Annotated in this window: 14 protein-coding genes; 9 read left to right on the forward strand and 5 right to left on the reverse strand. The window is 44.4% G+C overall.

Going from position 1 to position 16,377, the window contains the following annotated elements; all coding sequences use genetic code 11:
- Nucleotides 1-121 precede the first annotated feature (121 nt).
- Genes rlmM through AYW76_RS16260 form a run of 3 tightly spaced genes read right to left on the reverse strand, consistent with a single transcriptional unit; the run spans nt 122 to nt 2,981 of the window.
- Nucleotides 122-1,174 carry a 23S rRNA (cytidine(2498)-2'-O)-methyltransferase RlmM gene (gene rlmM, locus AYW76_RS16250; RefSeq protein WP_067223058.1) on the reverse strand — a complete coding sequence of 351 codons (1,053 nt, stop codon included), beginning with the start codon at nt 1,172-1,174 and terminating at the stop codon, nt 122-124.
- Between the two features lie 2 nt (nt 1,175-1,176).
- Entirely contained in the window at nt 1,177-1,872 is a 696-nt protein-coding gene (locus AYW76_RS16255; protein ID WP_067223062.1) for a pseudouridine synthase, read from the reverse strand.
- Between the two features lie 17 nt (nt 1,873-1,889).
- Nucleotides 1,890-2,981 carry a GGDEF domain-containing protein gene (locus AYW76_RS16260; RefSeq protein ID WP_082866274.1) on the reverse strand — a complete coding sequence of 364 codons (1,092 nt, stop codon included), beginning with the start codon at nt 2,979-2,981 and terminating at the stop codon, nt 1,890-1,892.
- A gap of 423 nt (nt 2,982-3,404) precedes the next feature.
- Between AYW76_RS16260 and AYW76_RS16265 the strand changes: the two genes are divergently transcribed.
- From AYW76_RS16265 to AYW76_RS16290, 6 genes are all read left to right on the forward strand, one after another.
- Complete coding sequence (locus AYW76_RS16265; protein WP_231872636.1) at nt 3,405-4,964, forward strand: ABC transporter ATP-binding protein; 1,560 nt, start codon at nt 3,405-3,407, stop codon at nt 4,962-4,964.
- Complete coding sequence (locus tag AYW76_RS16270; RefSeq protein ID WP_067223068.1) at nt 4,961-6,028, forward strand: ABC transporter permease; 1,068 nt, start codon at nt 4,961-4,963, stop codon at nt 6,026-6,028. The genes AYW76_RS16265 and AYW76_RS16270 overlap by 4 nt, the downstream gene beginning before the upstream one ends.
- Before the next feature lie 9 nt (nt 6,029-6,037).
- Nucleotides 6,038-6,970: an ABC transporter permease gene (locus tag AYW76_RS16275; protein ID WP_067223071.1), complete on the forward strand. Its 933-nt coding sequence runs from the start codon at nt 6,038-6,040 to the stop codon at nt 6,968-6,970.
- A gap of 51 nt (nt 6,971-7,021) precedes the next feature.
- Nucleotides 7,022-8,092 (forward strand): BMP family ABC transporter substrate-binding protein, encoded by a 1,071-nt coding sequence (locus AYW76_RS16280; RefSeq protein WP_067223075.1) that lies wholly within the window; start codon nt 7,022-7,024, stop codon nt 8,090-8,092.
- A gap of 118 nt (nt 8,093-8,210) precedes the next feature.
- Entirely contained in the window at nt 8,211-8,570 is a 360-nt protein-coding gene (locus tag AYW76_RS16285; RefSeq protein ID WP_067037477.1) for a DUF2750 domain-containing protein, read from the forward strand.
- Nucleotides 8,554-9,390 carry a M48 family metallopeptidase gene (locus AYW76_RS16290; RefSeq protein ID WP_067223079.1) on the forward strand — a complete coding sequence of 279 codons (837 nt, stop codon included), beginning with the start codon at nt 8,554-8,556 and terminating at the stop codon, nt 9,388-9,390. Before AYW76_RS16285 ends, AYW76_RS16290 begins: the two co-directional genes overlap by 17 nt.
- A gap of 68 nt (nt 9,391-9,458) precedes the next feature.
- Here the strand turns inward: AYW76_RS16290 and AYW76_RS16295 are convergent, their stop codons facing one another.
- Complete coding sequence (locus AYW76_RS16295) at nt 9,459-9,770, reverse strand: high-potential iron-sulfur protein (protein WP_067223082.1); 312 nt, start codon at nt 9,768-9,770, stop codon at nt 9,459-9,461.
- Nucleotides 9,771-9,878: 108 nt separating this feature from the next.
- Entirely contained in the window at nt 9,879-12,845 is a 2,967-nt protein-coding gene (locus AYW76_RS16300; RefSeq protein WP_082866275.1) for a ligand-binding sensor domain-containing diguanylate cyclase, read from the reverse strand.
- Between the two features lie 112 nt (nt 12,846-12,957).
- Between AYW76_RS16300 and AYW76_RS16305 the strand changes: the two genes are divergently transcribed.
- From AYW76_RS16305 to AYW76_RS16315, 3 genes are all read left to right on the forward strand, one after another.
- Nucleotides 12,958-14,172 (forward strand): LysR family transcriptional regulator, encoded by a 1,215-nt coding sequence (locus tag AYW76_RS16305; RefSeq protein WP_067037471.1) that lies wholly within the window; start codon nt 12,958-12,960, stop codon nt 14,170-14,172.
- Nucleotides 14,173-14,321: 149 nt separating this feature from the next.
- Complete coding sequence (locus AYW76_RS16310) at nt 14,322-15,269, forward strand: Gfo/Idh/MocA family oxidoreductase (protein ID WP_067223086.1); 948 nt, start codon at nt 14,322-14,324, stop codon at nt 15,267-15,269.
- Between the two features lie 78 nt (nt 15,270-15,347).
- The gene (locus AYW76_RS16315) at nt 15,348-16,331 is read left to right on the forward strand and encodes an aldo/keto reductase (RefSeq protein WP_067223089.1); all 984 of its coding nucleotides are present in this window, start codon (nt 15,348-15,350) and stop codon (nt 16,329-16,331) included.
- Nucleotides 16,332-16,377 lie beyond the last annotated feature (46 nt).

Below are 16,377 nucleotides of genomic sequence, written 5' to 3' on the forward strand. Positions count from 1 at the left end.
GCCTAGTAGGCCCCGCATGGTAAAGCAATCAAAGACGAGGTATCCAGTATCTCGTAATGCTGTTTCGCTTAAGTGAATAGCATTAGGCTTAATCGCCCCATTTATCAAAACTAGGATTTGGTTATTTTACCATCACGCAAACCGTAATTTCTTCTCGGTCATGATATAGATGCTTATACTGCATCTCATATCTCAACCCCTGCTGCTTCAATTGACTAGCAATAAGCTCAAAACACTGAACTACTTCCTGATATCGTTTCTTCATTGGCAGCTTCAAATTGAAGATGGCGCGCTGAGTCCACCCCTCACATAACCATTTCGCCATGAGTTCCGCCACTAAAATAGGGCGTTCAACCATGTCACATACCAACCAGTCAACTTTTCCTGGCGGCTTAAACTTAAAGCCATCTTCAGTCATATGCGACACCAGTCCAGTATTCATTAACTCCTTCTGCATCGGCCCATTATCAACCGCATAGGTATGAATACCTCTGATGACAAACTGGTATGTCCACCCTCCTGGCGCAGCCCCCAAATCTACAGCATGCATGCCTTCGTAAAGGTCTCTTTCTCGTCTTTGTTCTGGCACAAACTGCAGCAGAGCTTCTTCTAATTTCAAAGTTGAACGAGAAGGCCCCTTAGATGGGAAGCGCAATCGACGAATACCTGATAAAAATTCAGATCGACAAGATTGATAACTGACACCTAGGTAGGCTTGGTTCCCCTCCATAAAAAAGACATGATGACGAATACCTACTGCTTTTTTACGCAGCAATCCCGCTTTTTTCCAAGCACCCATCAACGGTTTTTCAATCTTTTTTATCAAACCTGCTAATGCTTTAGCTTCGTTCGTATCCGCGGTTTCAAACCACATATCTTCTGCAAGAGGAAGCTCTCGTGCCGCCTCTAGAAGTGCCTGTACCCGACCACCCTTTTCGAAATCAATCACATCATTAACCGCAATAATTTGACGCGCAAAGATTAGATGATTAAATGACAGAGATTGAATTAACGCTTCTCCACCTTGGTCATCGCCTGTGTTATACAACACATAACCTGAGTTTTCAGCGGGAACGCCGTAGCCATAAAAGCCATGCTCAGATGCTTTATCTGAAATTTCTGCTAGAGCGTCTCGTTCAAACCCTGGACGACAATATATTAAAACGTTTTTCATAGTTACAAGATGGTTTTCTTAGGAATCGTGAATTTAGGCCATGACAAAGATGGCTCGAAAAAATATTGTTGATATAACGACCGGATCGAGTCCGGAAAGTGTTCGCCTTCTTTAGGCCAACTTTCAAAATACATAGGCTCTCCTTGCCACTCAAACGCAAGGGAGTAGGCATGTAAATAGCCACGATCTGATACTTCGCCACTATAACGCTCATCACCTAAAATTGCCGCGCCAATGCTTTTTAGCGCAACACGAATTTGATGTGTTTTACCCGTCAATGGACGTATCCAAAAATAACGTTTACCAGATTCAGAAAAGCTAAAAAACTGAGTAACAGCAAGATTGTCACCTTGAGCAGAAAGCTTCCATTGACCACGCCGGCTCGGCAACATTGAGCCTGAAATAGTCCCCTGCTTCTTCTTCGGCTTATTGACTGAAACAGCAATATACCTTTTTTCTAAGGCATGCTGCGCGAACAAATCACCAAAGACCGCCGCTGCCGTTTTATTGGTTGCAAACAGAATTAAGCCTGACGTCATCTTATCCAGCCGATGCAGTGGGTAAAATGTCTGCTCCGGATAGGTTTGGTTTAACCGTTCAGCAAACCCCATGCCGTCCTCTGAATGAAAACTCTCATCAGCCGGCTTAACCACTACCCAGAAATCATCGTGCTTCAACACGACTTCTATTGGATCCATTATGTCTAGCTCACTTATTAACTTACGTTGATTTCAACGCGGTTACGGCCATTGTTTTTTGCCATGTATAACGCTTCATCTGCACGCGCCAAGATTTGCTCGTAACGTGCCGTATCATCTGTAATTTCAGCTACACCAATGCTAGTTGTGACATGTATCGGTGCTACATGCCCCTCGATTTGAATCGCCAAATCCGCAATTTGTATTCTTAAATGCTCCATCACACTGACTGCATCTTTTATACGAGTATTAGGCATAACAATGACAAACTCTTCACCGCCATAACGACCAACCCAATCTCCCCGCCGTGCATTATTAGCCATGACTCGCGCGAAGCTTTTCAAAACAGTGTCACCTGCTTCGTGACCAAAACGATCATTGATATTTTTAAAATGATCTAAATCTAGAATAGCAAAACAGCAGCGTTGATTATTGATAATCGAATCAGCAAACACATTAACAGCTTCTGCCAAAACCTTGCGACGATTACTGAGTTTGGTTAGATCATCTACTTCAGCAAGATTACGAAGATGCTCATTGAGCCTCCGCAACTTGGTCACAACCACTCCAGCAATCAAAACAATCAAAGTACAAGATGCCGTAAATGTACACAGCGCTATCAGCAAGCGTGCATCCATAGATACGTATTGGGTGGTGGTGGGCGCAAATAATTTAATAAAGGCAAAGGTCACTAACGCAAAAAAGCAAACCAGCAATTGAGCTTTACCGCCCTCTACTCGAAACCCAGTGACCGAGTAAGCAGCCAATACCACTAGCAACCACATAAAATGACTGTCTGAGCCGTAAAACAAAAAAGTACAAAAAACAATATACGTCGCACAAGCGACTGGAAACAGTAATCTTGATGTACGGGAATAACCTTTAATAGACAGCACAAAACCCATTAAAGAAACAGCCGCGCCGAGAAAATGAACCGTAGATTCAATAACCCAGTCGTTAACCATGAAAACGATAGCTGACAACAACCCAACGATCATGGAAAACAAATAGGTTATGTTAACCACTTGCTTGCGATTCAAATCGACATCAATACTATTTATAGCACTGAGCTCAGCAAGCCTTGCAAAATACTTCTTCAACAGAGACAAAATTTGTCCTATTAGACAACGGTCATAGCGCTAGAAATCAAAAAATTGGGAGCCAAAATCCAGAACCCATTTTACACGAGCTAACGGCACTCGCCTACGTCTAATTCTGGACCGATCGGTCAATACAGGCACCAATATAGCGCAATATTGACCATAAAATCAGGAATAATGCATTTCAAACAGAAATAATCCACACCAACAAAGCTGACCGTGCAGACAAACAAGTCAAAATTGCGTATTCTTCGCGACTTATTACAGCCTTTCGGTTAATGACGCTGTATTGGCACAATTATTGATTGCAAAACATTCGACTAACTCAGTACCTACTCAGTATAAGTCGGAAAAGGAAAGCCAAAAGCCAAGCACGGCGAAAAAGAAGCGTATCCAAAAACGCTTAACATCCAATCACATAGAGAATTAACGGTGTCGGAAACATTGAAAAACCAGAGCTCTAGCCCGCGTCTAGAACTACTGAATATCACTAAACAGTACCCCGGATGTCTAGCCAATGATCAAATTTGCATGCGCCTGATGCCAGGTGAAATACATGCATTATTGGGAGAAAATGGCGCAGGCAAAAGTACATTAGTAAAAACAATCTATGGCGTGGTTGCCCCAGACTCTGGTCAGATCCTTTGGGATGGTCACGAAGTAGAGATCAAGTCTCCTTCTAAGGCCCGTGACTTAGGCATTGGCATGGTGTTCCAACATTTCTCATTATTTGAAACGCTCACTGTCGCGCAAAACATAGAGCTGTGTTTAAGTCGATCGCAATTGCATTCAATCGGTGACTTAGCTGAACGTATTCGAGACCTATCTGCAACCTACGGTCTTAATGTTGATCCAGACAGATTCGTCCATTCCCTTTCGATTGGAGAGCGCCAACGTGTCGAAATCATGCGTTGTCTGGTTCAATCGGTAAAGCTTCTGATTCTTGATGAGCCCACTTCAGTATTAACACCGCAAGAAGTTGCTGGGTTATTCACCGTTTTGAGAAAACTCTCTTCTGAAGGCTGTAGTATTTTATTTATTTCTCACAAACTTCATGAAGTGACGGAAATTTGTCATAACGCCACAATTCTTCGTGGCGGCAAATTCGTGGGCGATTGTCAGCCAGCCAACGAAACCCCTGCCACGATCGCTAAAATGATGGTAGGCGACCTCGCTGAACAAGATGCTGGCTATGAGAAAGCGTTCGGTGAAAACATTGTCTTTACTGCAAAGAACCTCTCTTTAGCCGCTAAACACCCTTTCGGCACCACCTTAAAACAGATTAACTTTGAGCTGTACAAAGGTGAAATTCTTGGCATTGCGGGTGTTGCGGGTAACGGGCAAGAAGAACTGATGTCGATCATCAGCGGAGAAGACAGTCGTACTCTTAAAAACACATTAATACTTGATGGCCGTGACATTGGCACTCAATCTGCTGGTCTACGCCGACGTAACGGACTGGCTTATGTGCCAGAAGAACGCTTGGGGCGAGGCGCTGTTCCTGAAATGAGCTTATCCGAAAACACATTGCTGACACACAGCCGTGGTTTTGTACAATCCGGCCTTGTGAACTGGAAAGCCGTAAAAGAGTACGCCAAAAGCCTTATCTCCCAGTACAGCGTTAAATGTCATGGTGAGTTTTCTGAAGCTAAAAGCTTAAGCGGTGGTAACCTACAGAAATTCATTATGGGACGTGAAATTGGCCAAAATCCAAAAGTACTCATCTGTGCTCACCCCACATGGGGGGTCGATGTTGGTGCCGCTCTTGCTATCCATCAAGCGTTATTGCAACTTCGAGATCAAGGTGCCGCAATTTTATTAATTTCAGAAGATATTGATGAGCTTTTCTTGCTAGCAGACCGTATGGCTGCTGTGTGCGACGGTCACCTTTCTCCCGTTGTTCGTGCTGAAGAAACGTCTATAGATCAAATAGGTCAATGGATGGCAGGTACCTTCATTAATGAATCAGAGCAACAGGAGGCACTCGCATGATCCAAGTGCAAGCACGAACAGAACCCAGCACGCTAATGACGTTTGCATCGCCTTTTTTAGCCATTGTACTCACGTTAATCTTTGGCTCTCTGCTGTTTACGGCTCTCGACAAAGATCCATTACAAGCACTGCATGTACTGCTAATACTACCATTATCAGACGCTTATAATATCAGTGAAATGCTGGTTAAAATGGGGCCATTGTTGCTGTGCGCCGTCGGTTTAGCTCTGTGTTATCGCGCCAATATGTGGAACATTGGTGCTGAAGGCCAACTGTTGGCGGGCGCACTTGGAGGCAGTACTGTTGCCCTAATGTTCGTCGACTCGAATTCTGCTTTTGCGATGCCTCTCACTTTATTGGGTGGCATCGTCTCTGGCATGGCTTGGGCAGGCATCGCTACTCTCCTCAAGGTAAAGTTTAACTCTAACTTAATCCTTACGACCATAATGCTAAACTATATTGCATTGTACTTGTTAATTTGGGCGGTTCATGGGCCATTACGCGATCCGGAAGGCTTTGGTTTTCCAGAGTCAGCGCTGTTCTCAGATGCCACCTTACTACCTGTACTCTCAGACAGCGGACGCGTGCATCTTGGCGTCGTCTTCGCCATTGTACTGGCACTATTCGCTTGGTTTTTGCTGGCCAAAACACATCTTGGATTTAAGATTCGTGTCTACGGTGCCGATGAACCTGCCGCGATCTATGCAGGTTACAATGCAAAGGCAATTAGCTGGTTTGTTATGCTGTTTGCAGGTGCCCTAGCCGGATTGGCAGGCGTATCCGAAGTAGCGGGGCCTATTGGCCAGCTTACGCCAAATATCTCCCCGGGGTACGGTTATTCCGCTATTATCGTTGCATATCTTGGTCGTCTTCATCCTGCAGGTGCCATTGTCGCAGCTATTTTCTTAGCTATTTTATATATGGGTGGAGACTTAGCTCAGATAGAAATGGGCATTCCTATTGCTGTCGTCGGCATGTTTCAAGGGATATTGTTGTTCTTTCTCTTGGCGTGTGATTTCTTCATTCGTTACCGCATCGTACCTTTACGCGAAAAAATGGCTTAGGAGCAAAACGTGGATATTGATCTAATTACTCAAGTACTTTTTGCAGCCATTAAAACGGGCACCCCCCTTCTATTTATTGCTTTAGGCGAGGCCATTTGTGAAAAAACAGGGGTCTTGAACTTAGGGCAGGAAGGTATGATGTTAATGGGCGCAGTGGTCGGTTTCATGGCCGCTTACGGCACTGGAAATGCAGGTTTCGGGCTGCTAGGAGCCATGATCATAGGCATGGTGATGAGCTTAATCTTTGGTTTCTTAGTGTTACATCTTGGCGCCAATCAAGTTGCAACAGGCTTGGCTCTGACCATTTTCGGCACAGGATTAAGCGCCTTCATCGGCTCAGGCGTTGTTGGTCAGACTATAACTGGCTTTCAACCCTTGTCGATTCCAGTACTTTCAGATATACCCGTGCTAGGCAAAGTTCTATTTAGTCATGATGTGATGGTATACATTGCTGTCTTTCTTGCCATCATAATTGCTTTTGTCGCAAACAAAACTCGATTAGGCCTAACGATTAAAGCCGTTGGTGAAAACCCAAATGCAGCCAACGCAATTGGCATTAAAGTGCTGCGAGTTCGCTATCTTGCCGTCATGTTTGGTGGCGCTATGGCTGGTTTAGGCGGCGCCTATATGTCACTGGTATACACCCCTATGTGGGTTGAAAATATGACGGCTGGGCGAGGTTGGATCGCGTTAGCACTCGTCGTATTTGCTTCATGGCGAATTGGTAATATTGTATTGGGTGCTTATCTATTTGGGTTGGCAAGTATTATGCACCTTGTTCTTCAAGGGATGGGTTGGTCTATTTCACCAAACTTATTGGCGATGTTGCCCTATGTGGCAACAATTATAGTCATGGTCATCATCAGTGCAGATAAATATAAAGAAAAGTTACTCGCGCCGCGCTCTCTTGGTAAACCATTCGATCCTCGTCAAATGGCTTAGTAGTTAATCATGTTTAATGTAGATCGCCTTCGGGCACAAAAGGAGCAAATAATGAAACTAAAAAACTTACTTGTAGGCCTTGGCCTACTAGCGGGCGTTGCTGCTGCACAAGCTGCAGACGACCCATTTAAAGTTGGGTTTGTTTATGTCGGCCCAGTGGGCGACCTAGGTTGGAGTTATGAACACGACCGCGGCCGCAAAGAGCTTCAAGAGTTCTTCGGTGACAAAGTGGAAACAACCTATGTAGAAAACGTACCAGAAGGTGCAGATGCTCAGCGAGTCATCACTCAGCTTGCAAAAGCAGGTAATGACCTGATTTTCTCCACGTCTTTTGGTTTCATGAATCCTACGTTAAAAGTTGCAAAACGCTTTCCTAACGTCACCTTCGAACATGCAACAGGCTACAAACGCTCTAAAAATATGGGCACATACGTACTTCGCACTTATGAAGGTCGTTACGTATCAGGGGTTGCTGCTGGCATGCTAACCAAGTCCAATACCATTGGCTACATTGGATCCTTCCCTATCCCTGAAGTTATTCGTGACATTAACGCTTCTTACATGGCGGCGAAAAGCGTCAACCCTGAAGTCACTATGAAAATCGTTTGGGTGAATTCTTGGTATGATCCAGGCAAAGAAACAGATGCAGCCAACGCTCTGATGGACCAAGGTGTGGATGTATTACTGCAGCATACTGATAGCCCAGCTCCTCTGATTGCTGCAGAAAAGCGCGGTGCGCGCGCTATTGGACAAGCATCGGATCAAAGCAGCTTCGCCCCGAATGCGCACGTTTTCTCTGTACGTGATGACTGGGCTCCCTACTACATCAAAATTACTCAAGAAGTCATGGATGGCACGTATGAACCAAAAGACTTCTGGGGTGGTTTTCAAGAGGACATGCTTAGTCTAGCGTCTATCAATGACAACTTACCGAAAGACGTTCGAGCTAAGATTGATGAAACATACGAGATGATCCACTCTGGCAAGTTTCACCCTTTCACAGGTCCCATCAAAGATAACAAAGGAAACCTTGTTGTTCCTGAAGGACATACCCTGAGCGATACAGAATTAGCTCAGGTAAATTGGTATGTAGAAGGCATTTCTGACGAGATTCCACGCTAATCACGGTCTTTCCTTGTTTTTTACGCAATGGGTGATCTATATCGATCGCCCATTTTTTTAACTATCAGATATAGTCTGTAGTTGTTAGTATCAGTTAAACACATTGAAGAAAACATTTATGACTATTGATAATACAAGCTTTTTTAGAGAGACCAGTCAGAACCGTTACGATCTTTTTGTTGCTCACGTTAAAAGTGGCGGCACCTGTTACACCTTAGCGGACACGGAAGGCTGTTTGAACATCACTATTGGTAGTGAGCGAGTATTACCTGTTTGGCCAACGGAAGAAATGGCCAATGAATGGGCTAAATCGGATTATGAAGGCTTCAGCGCACTCGACATCAACAACGAGGCGTTCTTTGAAGTGTGGTTACCCGGCATGACAAATGATGGTGTAAGCGTTGGCGTAGCACCCAATATGGCCGGTGAAGGGATCGTACTGCAGGCGGCCGAGCTGCTTCATGACATCCAAGGCTAACAAGGAGACTCAATTGACAACGTCATTATTGCGTAGCTTAACTATTGGACTTATTAGCGCGTCGCTGGTTGCCTGCGCTACGTCCCCAACAGGCCGCAAGCAACTTGTATTGCTACCTGACAGTCAACTTAATGAAATGGGGGTGGCATCATTTACGGAAATGAAAGCGGAAACACCCAAATCAGAAAGCTCTCAAGCAACCCAAAAGGTTCAATGTGTTGCCGATCATATCATCTCTGTATTGCCAGATGAATATCGCAAACAAGCTTGGGAAGTAGTGCTTTTTAATGACAAACAAGTCAACGCCTTTGCTTTACCAGGTTACAAAATTGGGGTTTATACAGGGCTGCTTGAAGTCGCCGACAATCAGTCTCAGCTAGCGGCTGTTATCGGGCATGAAGTCGGACACGTATTAGCACGTCATGGTAATGAACGTGTTTCAACTCAACTGGCAACCAATCAAGCTTTATCTGTGGGATACCAACTTGCTGGTGCAGATTCTGCAACAAAATCTCTCATATTTCAGGGACTAGGCTTAGGGGCTCAATTCGGTATTATTTTACCATTTAGCCGAACTCATGAATCGGAGGCTGATTATATCGGTTTAGATTTAATGGCTAAAGCAGGCTTTGATCCAAGTGAGAGCGTGACGCTGTGGCAAAACATGGCTCAAAAAAGTGGCAACAGCACAACACCAGAATTCCTGTCCACGCACCCTTCTCCTCAGACAAGAATCCGCGATTTACAGCAAGCGATGCCTGCACCGCAAAAAGTCTATGCTTCATTAAAAGCGAATAACAAAACAGCTCGTTGCTATTAAACGCATTTAAAAAGCTCTTAAACCTTCCACGGCTTAAGAGCTTTTTAATAACAGCTACTCAATCATCATTATGGTTTTTTAACCCAAGCCTGACACCATCCATTTGCTTCAACGGCATGGCCCGCAAACAATGGGCAAGCGCCAGAACCTGCATTATAGAAATTACAGTTACTGCATGCGCTACCTGCTTTAAATGCTGCGTGTGAAGAAGCATTTGCAGCATCTGGCACATACGCTAACGCTTTAGCATTAGGCGCATTTGGGTCTAACATTGGCAATGCAGCAAACGCATTAGAGGTAAGCGCGCCCATACCAAACGGCAGTGCAGCCAAGCCAAACAACCCTTTTTTCACAAATTTACGACGACTACTGTCAATCATTGTTCTCTCCTGCTGACTAGACTAAATAGTTAATTTGTTCTAACAAAAAGAGACTAAAGCTGGAATCATTCTCAGTACCTGACCTAAATCAGGAAAGATGCATCCTCATCAACGAAATTCATGATATTGCTCGATACGATTACGGCCTGAGTTTTTAGCTTGATACAAAGCATGATCCGCACGCTTTAAAAGGCTTTGATAGTCATGGCAGCCCAAGGCATTCGCCAAGCCAATACTGACAGTTAAATGAAACTCATCATTCAGCTGTGGGCAATGAAGTTTAGCGACACCTTCAAGTAGCCCATTACAAAGCGCTAAAGCTTGCTCTTCAGTGCCATGAATTAACAACGTAAACTCTTCACCACCCCAGCGGGCAACTACGTTAGGGGCACTCACAGACTCCTTCAAGAACTTAGCCATAAGCTTGATAACTTCATCTCCAACTATATGAGAGAATCGGTCATTTACCTGTTTAAAATGATCTATATCTATAATGGCAAGATTCAACTTACCCAGCCCTTGAATCGATAGCATAAAGTCCCTGCGTACCTTTTCATCAAAAGCACGTCGGTTGTACAGGCCCGTCAGAACATCCTCTTTGGACAACCGCTCAAAACGCTCCGCTTGTTCCCTTAATGCTTCAGTTTTAGTATGAATTTGCATCGCCATATCACGTTGACGCTTTTTCAACGCATACACTCGCCAGTACATAAGAAGGGTTAAACCCGCGACAAGGGCGATCAGTAACAAAGCTTGTACATCTCTTCTTTGCCAAACCAAGGGTTGCAGTTCAAATTCGTACTTTGTTTTAGACTCATGCCATTCGCCATAGGGATAGCGAACACTGACATGAAATTCATAATGCCCAGGCGGTAGGTTGGTATACTCGGCGACAGTTTGACTGCCTTGATAATTCCAATCATCATCAAACCCCACCAACTTGGTTTGATATTGCAAACGCTCAGGCATAATGTAACTGAGCCCAGCAAAGTTAATTCGTATACGATTCGATCCAGGTTGCAGTGAGTAATCGCGTTGAGGGTTGATCGATACACCGTCGACTTCTACGTCTTCAATGACTATTGGTAGGCTGTATTGGTAGAGCTGTTTAAGTGTAGTCGGCAAAATAAAAGACACGCCGCCCGCTGTCGCAAAACCCAACATGCCTCTTTTAGCGCTCACTGCTGCCGGCGTTGAGCCGCCGTTCGCTTGACTACTGCCCATGCCATCTTCATCACCAAAATGCTCAAAATTGATGGCAGCTATTTCACCTGAGGCAGCACGATGGGCCTCAACATAACTAATTTTCCAGATACCACGGTTACTCGTTAGCCAGAAACTTCCCATGCGATCATAAACAACTTGAAATAGCTTATCGATTGGCAGCCCTTCAGGTTTACCAACGCCAGTAAGTTGATTGGCGATCGTGTCATATCGAAGCAAACCACGATCAGTTGCCATCCATACAAAACCAGGTTCAATGTAGAAACCAAACACATACTGTGCCTGCTCAAATATTGATATATCAATAGGAAGAATACGGTTGCGACGATCATATACAGCGACTCCTTCCGCTGTACCAATCCAAATCCGGCCGCGTCGATCTTCACTTAAGGCGATAATATAATTATCAGGCAAATTTGAACTGTGCTCATCAAAAACAGTACGAGTACCGTCTTGCTCAAACATCACTAAGCCATTAACCGTCCCAATCCAAACACGTCCTTTTGAATCCTCTAATAAAGCTCGTACTTCATTGTCAGGCAACCCGTTATCTTTATTATAAAGGAGCGTCATCAGCCCCGACTTCCAGCGGTAGACGCCATTGCGTTGCGTACCCACTAGAACAGACTGATCGGAAATATTCGCTAAACTTAGCATAGACTGACGCGCAGCCGGTTGCTCACTGGCTACCAGCACTTTCCCATCTTCTATTAAATTTAAACCTTCGCTACTGCCAACTAAAAATCGGTCTCCCGGTATATTAAGTAACGTTCGGACAAAGTTACCTTCTAACCCTTCTAACGCTGAATAATTACGAAAAGGCGCTTCACGTAATCGCATTACGCCACCATTAGTGCCAACCCAAATGCTGCCTTCCGAATCTTGAAACCAAGAGATAACCCGATTGTTTGGTAAACCAGAACTTGTATCAATAAAATCAACACCGCGAAGCGTAATCTGCGCTAACCCTTTATCAATAGAACCGACCCAGATATTCCCCTCATCATCTTCTTCAACCACCGTAATTGTTGAAGTGCGTAGATCTGGCAGCAACTCTATAAATTGCTTTCCATCGTATCTCCAAGCACCGTTTGTCGTTCCGATTAATACATGATCACGATGATCTACAGAAACATAATAAACGCGCACGTTCTTGGGAATATCGGGTATTTGCAGCTTTTGCGCACCTTTAGAAGAAACCCGATACAGGCCAGAACGGGTGGCAGCGTAAATAAGTCCTGAACGTGTTTGGGTAAGGTGTGCTGTGCTAACGTTAAGTACTAAACGATCTTCCGAATAAGTATTTTCACCTTCTTTTTGTCGGTAATATACACCCTCACCCTCGACTGCAAGCCAAAGATTCGAATCGTCGTCTAACAATATATCGTTTACCAGACTTTTAGCGGGCTCTTGTTGCGACCAGCTGTAATGTTCTCGAACAGTAATACCACCGCGGCCACCACCCACCCACAGCTGATTACCTTTTGCCGGAGCCAACGCTCGCACGGCGGCATCAATCAACCCTGTTTCAGGGTCACGGCTAAACAGCTTAAAGCTTTTGCCGTTATAACGGGCTACGCCTTCCCATGTTGCAAACCACAAGTAACCATCTTCTGTTTGAGCAATAGCATTAACACTGTTATGAGGTAATCCGTCATGCGACGTCCAAACATCGGCAAAATAGTCATGCATACTTACCGCAGCATAAATGCTAGTCCCATATAAAAGAGCAATGGAACACATTAGCCACTTTAATCCATCATAGTAACGACTTAACTGCATGCTCAACCCTAAGAAACAAATACTGAACCCAAAATAGCGTAATTTAAGCAAAAAAAGTAGATTTTTCATAAGTATGGCTCATTTTGAATAGAAGCTAAGAAAATGCCCCATACGAACGTTTCCACTTTAAAACCTATTCATTTTTGATATAGTGACCTAAATTGTATGACTGGAGCTAGTAGTGGATTTACAAATTCCTAATTTGCGGCATTTACGAGTATTCTTGGCTGTTTGCGAACTAAAAAGTATCACTAGAGCTTCTGAGCAAATTTATTTGTCTCAACCTGCTATCACACAAGCCATTGCAAAATTAGAAAAGCAACTCGAAACCCACTTATTTGAACGGCACTCCGATGGCATGTACCCCACGGAATCCGGAATATTATGGCAAAAACGTGTCACTCGCTCGCTGGATTACTTAAAAGATTCAGCCGCTGAGTTACTTCGTGATCCATCGCTAAAAGAAACGCTCTCTGCAAATGTGTTAGCTCAAATCAGCACAACCCAATTAAAAGCGTTAGTTGCTGTGTGCGACGTACAAAACTTCAGCATTGCCAGTCGTAACCTTGGCGTCTCACAGTCGTCGGTTCATAGGGCCGCCCGTGACCTTGAAAAACTGCTTGGCATCGCACTTTTCGATAAAACAAACACCGGCATTAGTTCAACCGATGCTGCCAAGACGCTTACAAAAGCTGCGAAGTTGGCATTCAGTGAATTACGTCAAGGTATGTATGAAATTCATGCATTACAGTTTAAAGATGTTTCCACTATCTCTCTAGGGAGCATGCCGCTAGCACGCACCACAATTTTACCCAAGTCCATTCTGCGGTTTGGCGATCAGCACCCAGATGTGAATATTAAAATAATAGAAGGTCCCTACCCCGACCTATTACACCATCTACGCCACGGCGATATAGACATTGTGCTTGGCGCTCTTCGCTACCCTTCTCCTGCGGACGATGTTATTCAAGAAGAGCTTTGGAACCCGCCGCTATCGATAGTCTGTCGCGATGGTCATCCACTTTTATCTCTTAACCAAGTTTCAGCTGAAGATTTAGAAAAGTTCGCTTGGGTTGTTCCTGCAGATGGAACTCCCACACGATCGGCCTTCGAAGCAATCTTTGATCAAGCAGACTGCCCTCAACCAAGTCGCATTGTGGAATCAAGTTCACAGATTTTAATAAGAGAATTACTGATCGGAAGTGATCGATTGACATTAATATCTGAGCATCAGATGGAGCGCGAAATTGAGTTAGGAATACTCAAAATCTTATCTTATCCATTAGAGCATACGCGTCGCCCCATTGGCCTTTGCGTAAGAAAAAACTGGTTGCCAACTATTACTCAGTCTCACTTCTTGAGTGTTCTACGCGAAATATGCGATCAATTCAGATAACTTTTGAATAGAAACATATTATCTCTTTTTTGAATACCATCTGTAGTTTACGAATTACATCATTTAAAACGCCAATGATAGATTGAATGTATTAATTTAGAGCAGTAACGCTCACCAAGAACAACAAGTCAATCGCTAGGAGATATCTAATGAGAATTTGTATTGCAGGCGCATCAGGCGCATTCGGCATGAAGCATATGGATGCTATCGCAGCCATTGACGGTGCTGAGGTTGTGTCGGTTGTCGGTACCAAACCTGATGCAATCAAAGCTTTTGCAGAAGAGCGCGACGTTGCTCACCATACAACAGATCTAGCAGAAGCGTTGGCTCTTGATGACGTTGACGCTGTCATTCTAGCAACACCGACACAAATGCATGCCGCCCAAACCATTCAATGCTTAGAAGCTGGTAAGCACGTGATGTCTGAGATTCCAATGGCAGACAACATCGAAGACGCACGCAAGGTCGTTGAAACTCAAAAACGTACGGGGCTGGTTGCTATGGCGGGGCACACTCGTCGTTTTAATCCTTCTCATCAGTGGATCCACAACAAAATTGCAGCGGGCGAATTAAAAGTCCAACAGATGGATGTGCAAACCTATTTTTTCCGTCGTTCCAATAAAAATGCGCTGGGTCAAGCCCGCTCCTGGACTGACCATCTTTTATGGCACCATGCTTGCCATACGGTTGACTTATTTCAATATCAAACCGGTGAAGTTGCGACAAAAGTTCAAGCTCTGCAAGGCCCTATTCATGAAGAGCTTAATATTGCCATGGATATGAGCATTGGTATGAAAGTGCCAAATGGTGCAATTTGTACATTGTCCCTTTCTTTCAATAATGACGGTCCATTTGGTACTTTCTTCCGTTATATTTGTGACAATGGCACTTATGTTGCGCGCTATGATGACCTATTCGATGGCAATGAGAACAAAATTGATCTATCTGGCGTCGCTGTCTCAAACAATGGCATTGAACTTCAGGATCGTGAATTCATCTCAGCAATCCAAGACGGCCGTGCTCCGAATGCGTGCGTCACTCAAGCAATCGATGCAATGGAAACGCTACACAAACTAGAGCAGTGCTTAGAGGGCTAGCTTTCACCTAGCATCTAAAAGCAGGGCCAAGTGCCCTGTTTTTTCATTTCTAAACACCACTTATACAAGGCAAGGACTATGTCAGAAAAACATTTGAATTTACTCACGCCTAGCATAGGCCTAGGCTGCATGAACCTTTCTCATGCTTACGGCTCCCCCGTTGCCGAAGAAGAAGCTATTAAGGCCCTCCAAGAAGCTTTTGAGATGGGTTATCGCCATTTTGATACTGCAACACTCTACGGTGGAGGCAAGAATGAACTGCTCGTAGGTAAAGCTCTAAAACATCTTCGTAAAGAATTTTTCTTAGCCAGCAAATGCGGTATGGCGATGGTTAATGGTAAAAAAGAAATCAATGGTCGACCTGAGAACATTCGTCAACAGTGTGAAGACAGCTTAAAGCGCTTAAAAACAGAGTATATCAATCTGTATTATCTACATCGTAAAGACCCTAATGTAGCCATTGAGGAAAGCGTGGGCGCTCTGAATGACTTAGTTAAAGAGGGTAAAATCGGCGCCATTGGCCTTTCCGAAGTGTCCGCCGATACTTTACGCAGCGCTCATAAAGAAGCTCCAATCACTGCCCTACAGTCTGAATACTCGCTTTGGACACGCAACCCCGAAATTGCCACACTTGAAGTCACAAAAGAACTGGGGGTGACATTTGTGGCATTTAGCCCACTGGCGCGAGGCTATTTGACTGGCGCGGTAAAGAGCGCTGAATCATTAGAAACGGGCGACATTCGCCTCAATATGCCGCGCTTTAACGATGATCACTACCCTAAAAACCTTTTACTGTTGAATAACTTTATTGAAATGGCAAAAGAAATGGGCTGCACACCAGCACAACTTGCACTCGCGTGGGTGTTGCACCAAGGCGATCATGTAGTTGCCATTCCTGGCACCCGCTTTGCGAACCACATGAATGACAACTTAGGTTCTTCTGATATTAAACTGTCTGCGGACCAATTAAGCGACCTAAACGACATGATTAATCAGAACACTATAAGTGGCGCGCGCTACAACGCAGCCCAACAGAAAGAAATCGACACCGAAGAGTTTTAATATACCCGCCGACTTATTCTTCACTCTATTATAAAGATCGTACAAT

The sequence above is a fragment of the Marinomonas gallaica genome (assembly GCF_001639745.1).
Lineage (GTDB): Bacteria > Pseudomonadota > Gammaproteobacteria > Pseudomonadales > Marinomonadaceae > Marinomonas > Marinomonas gallaica.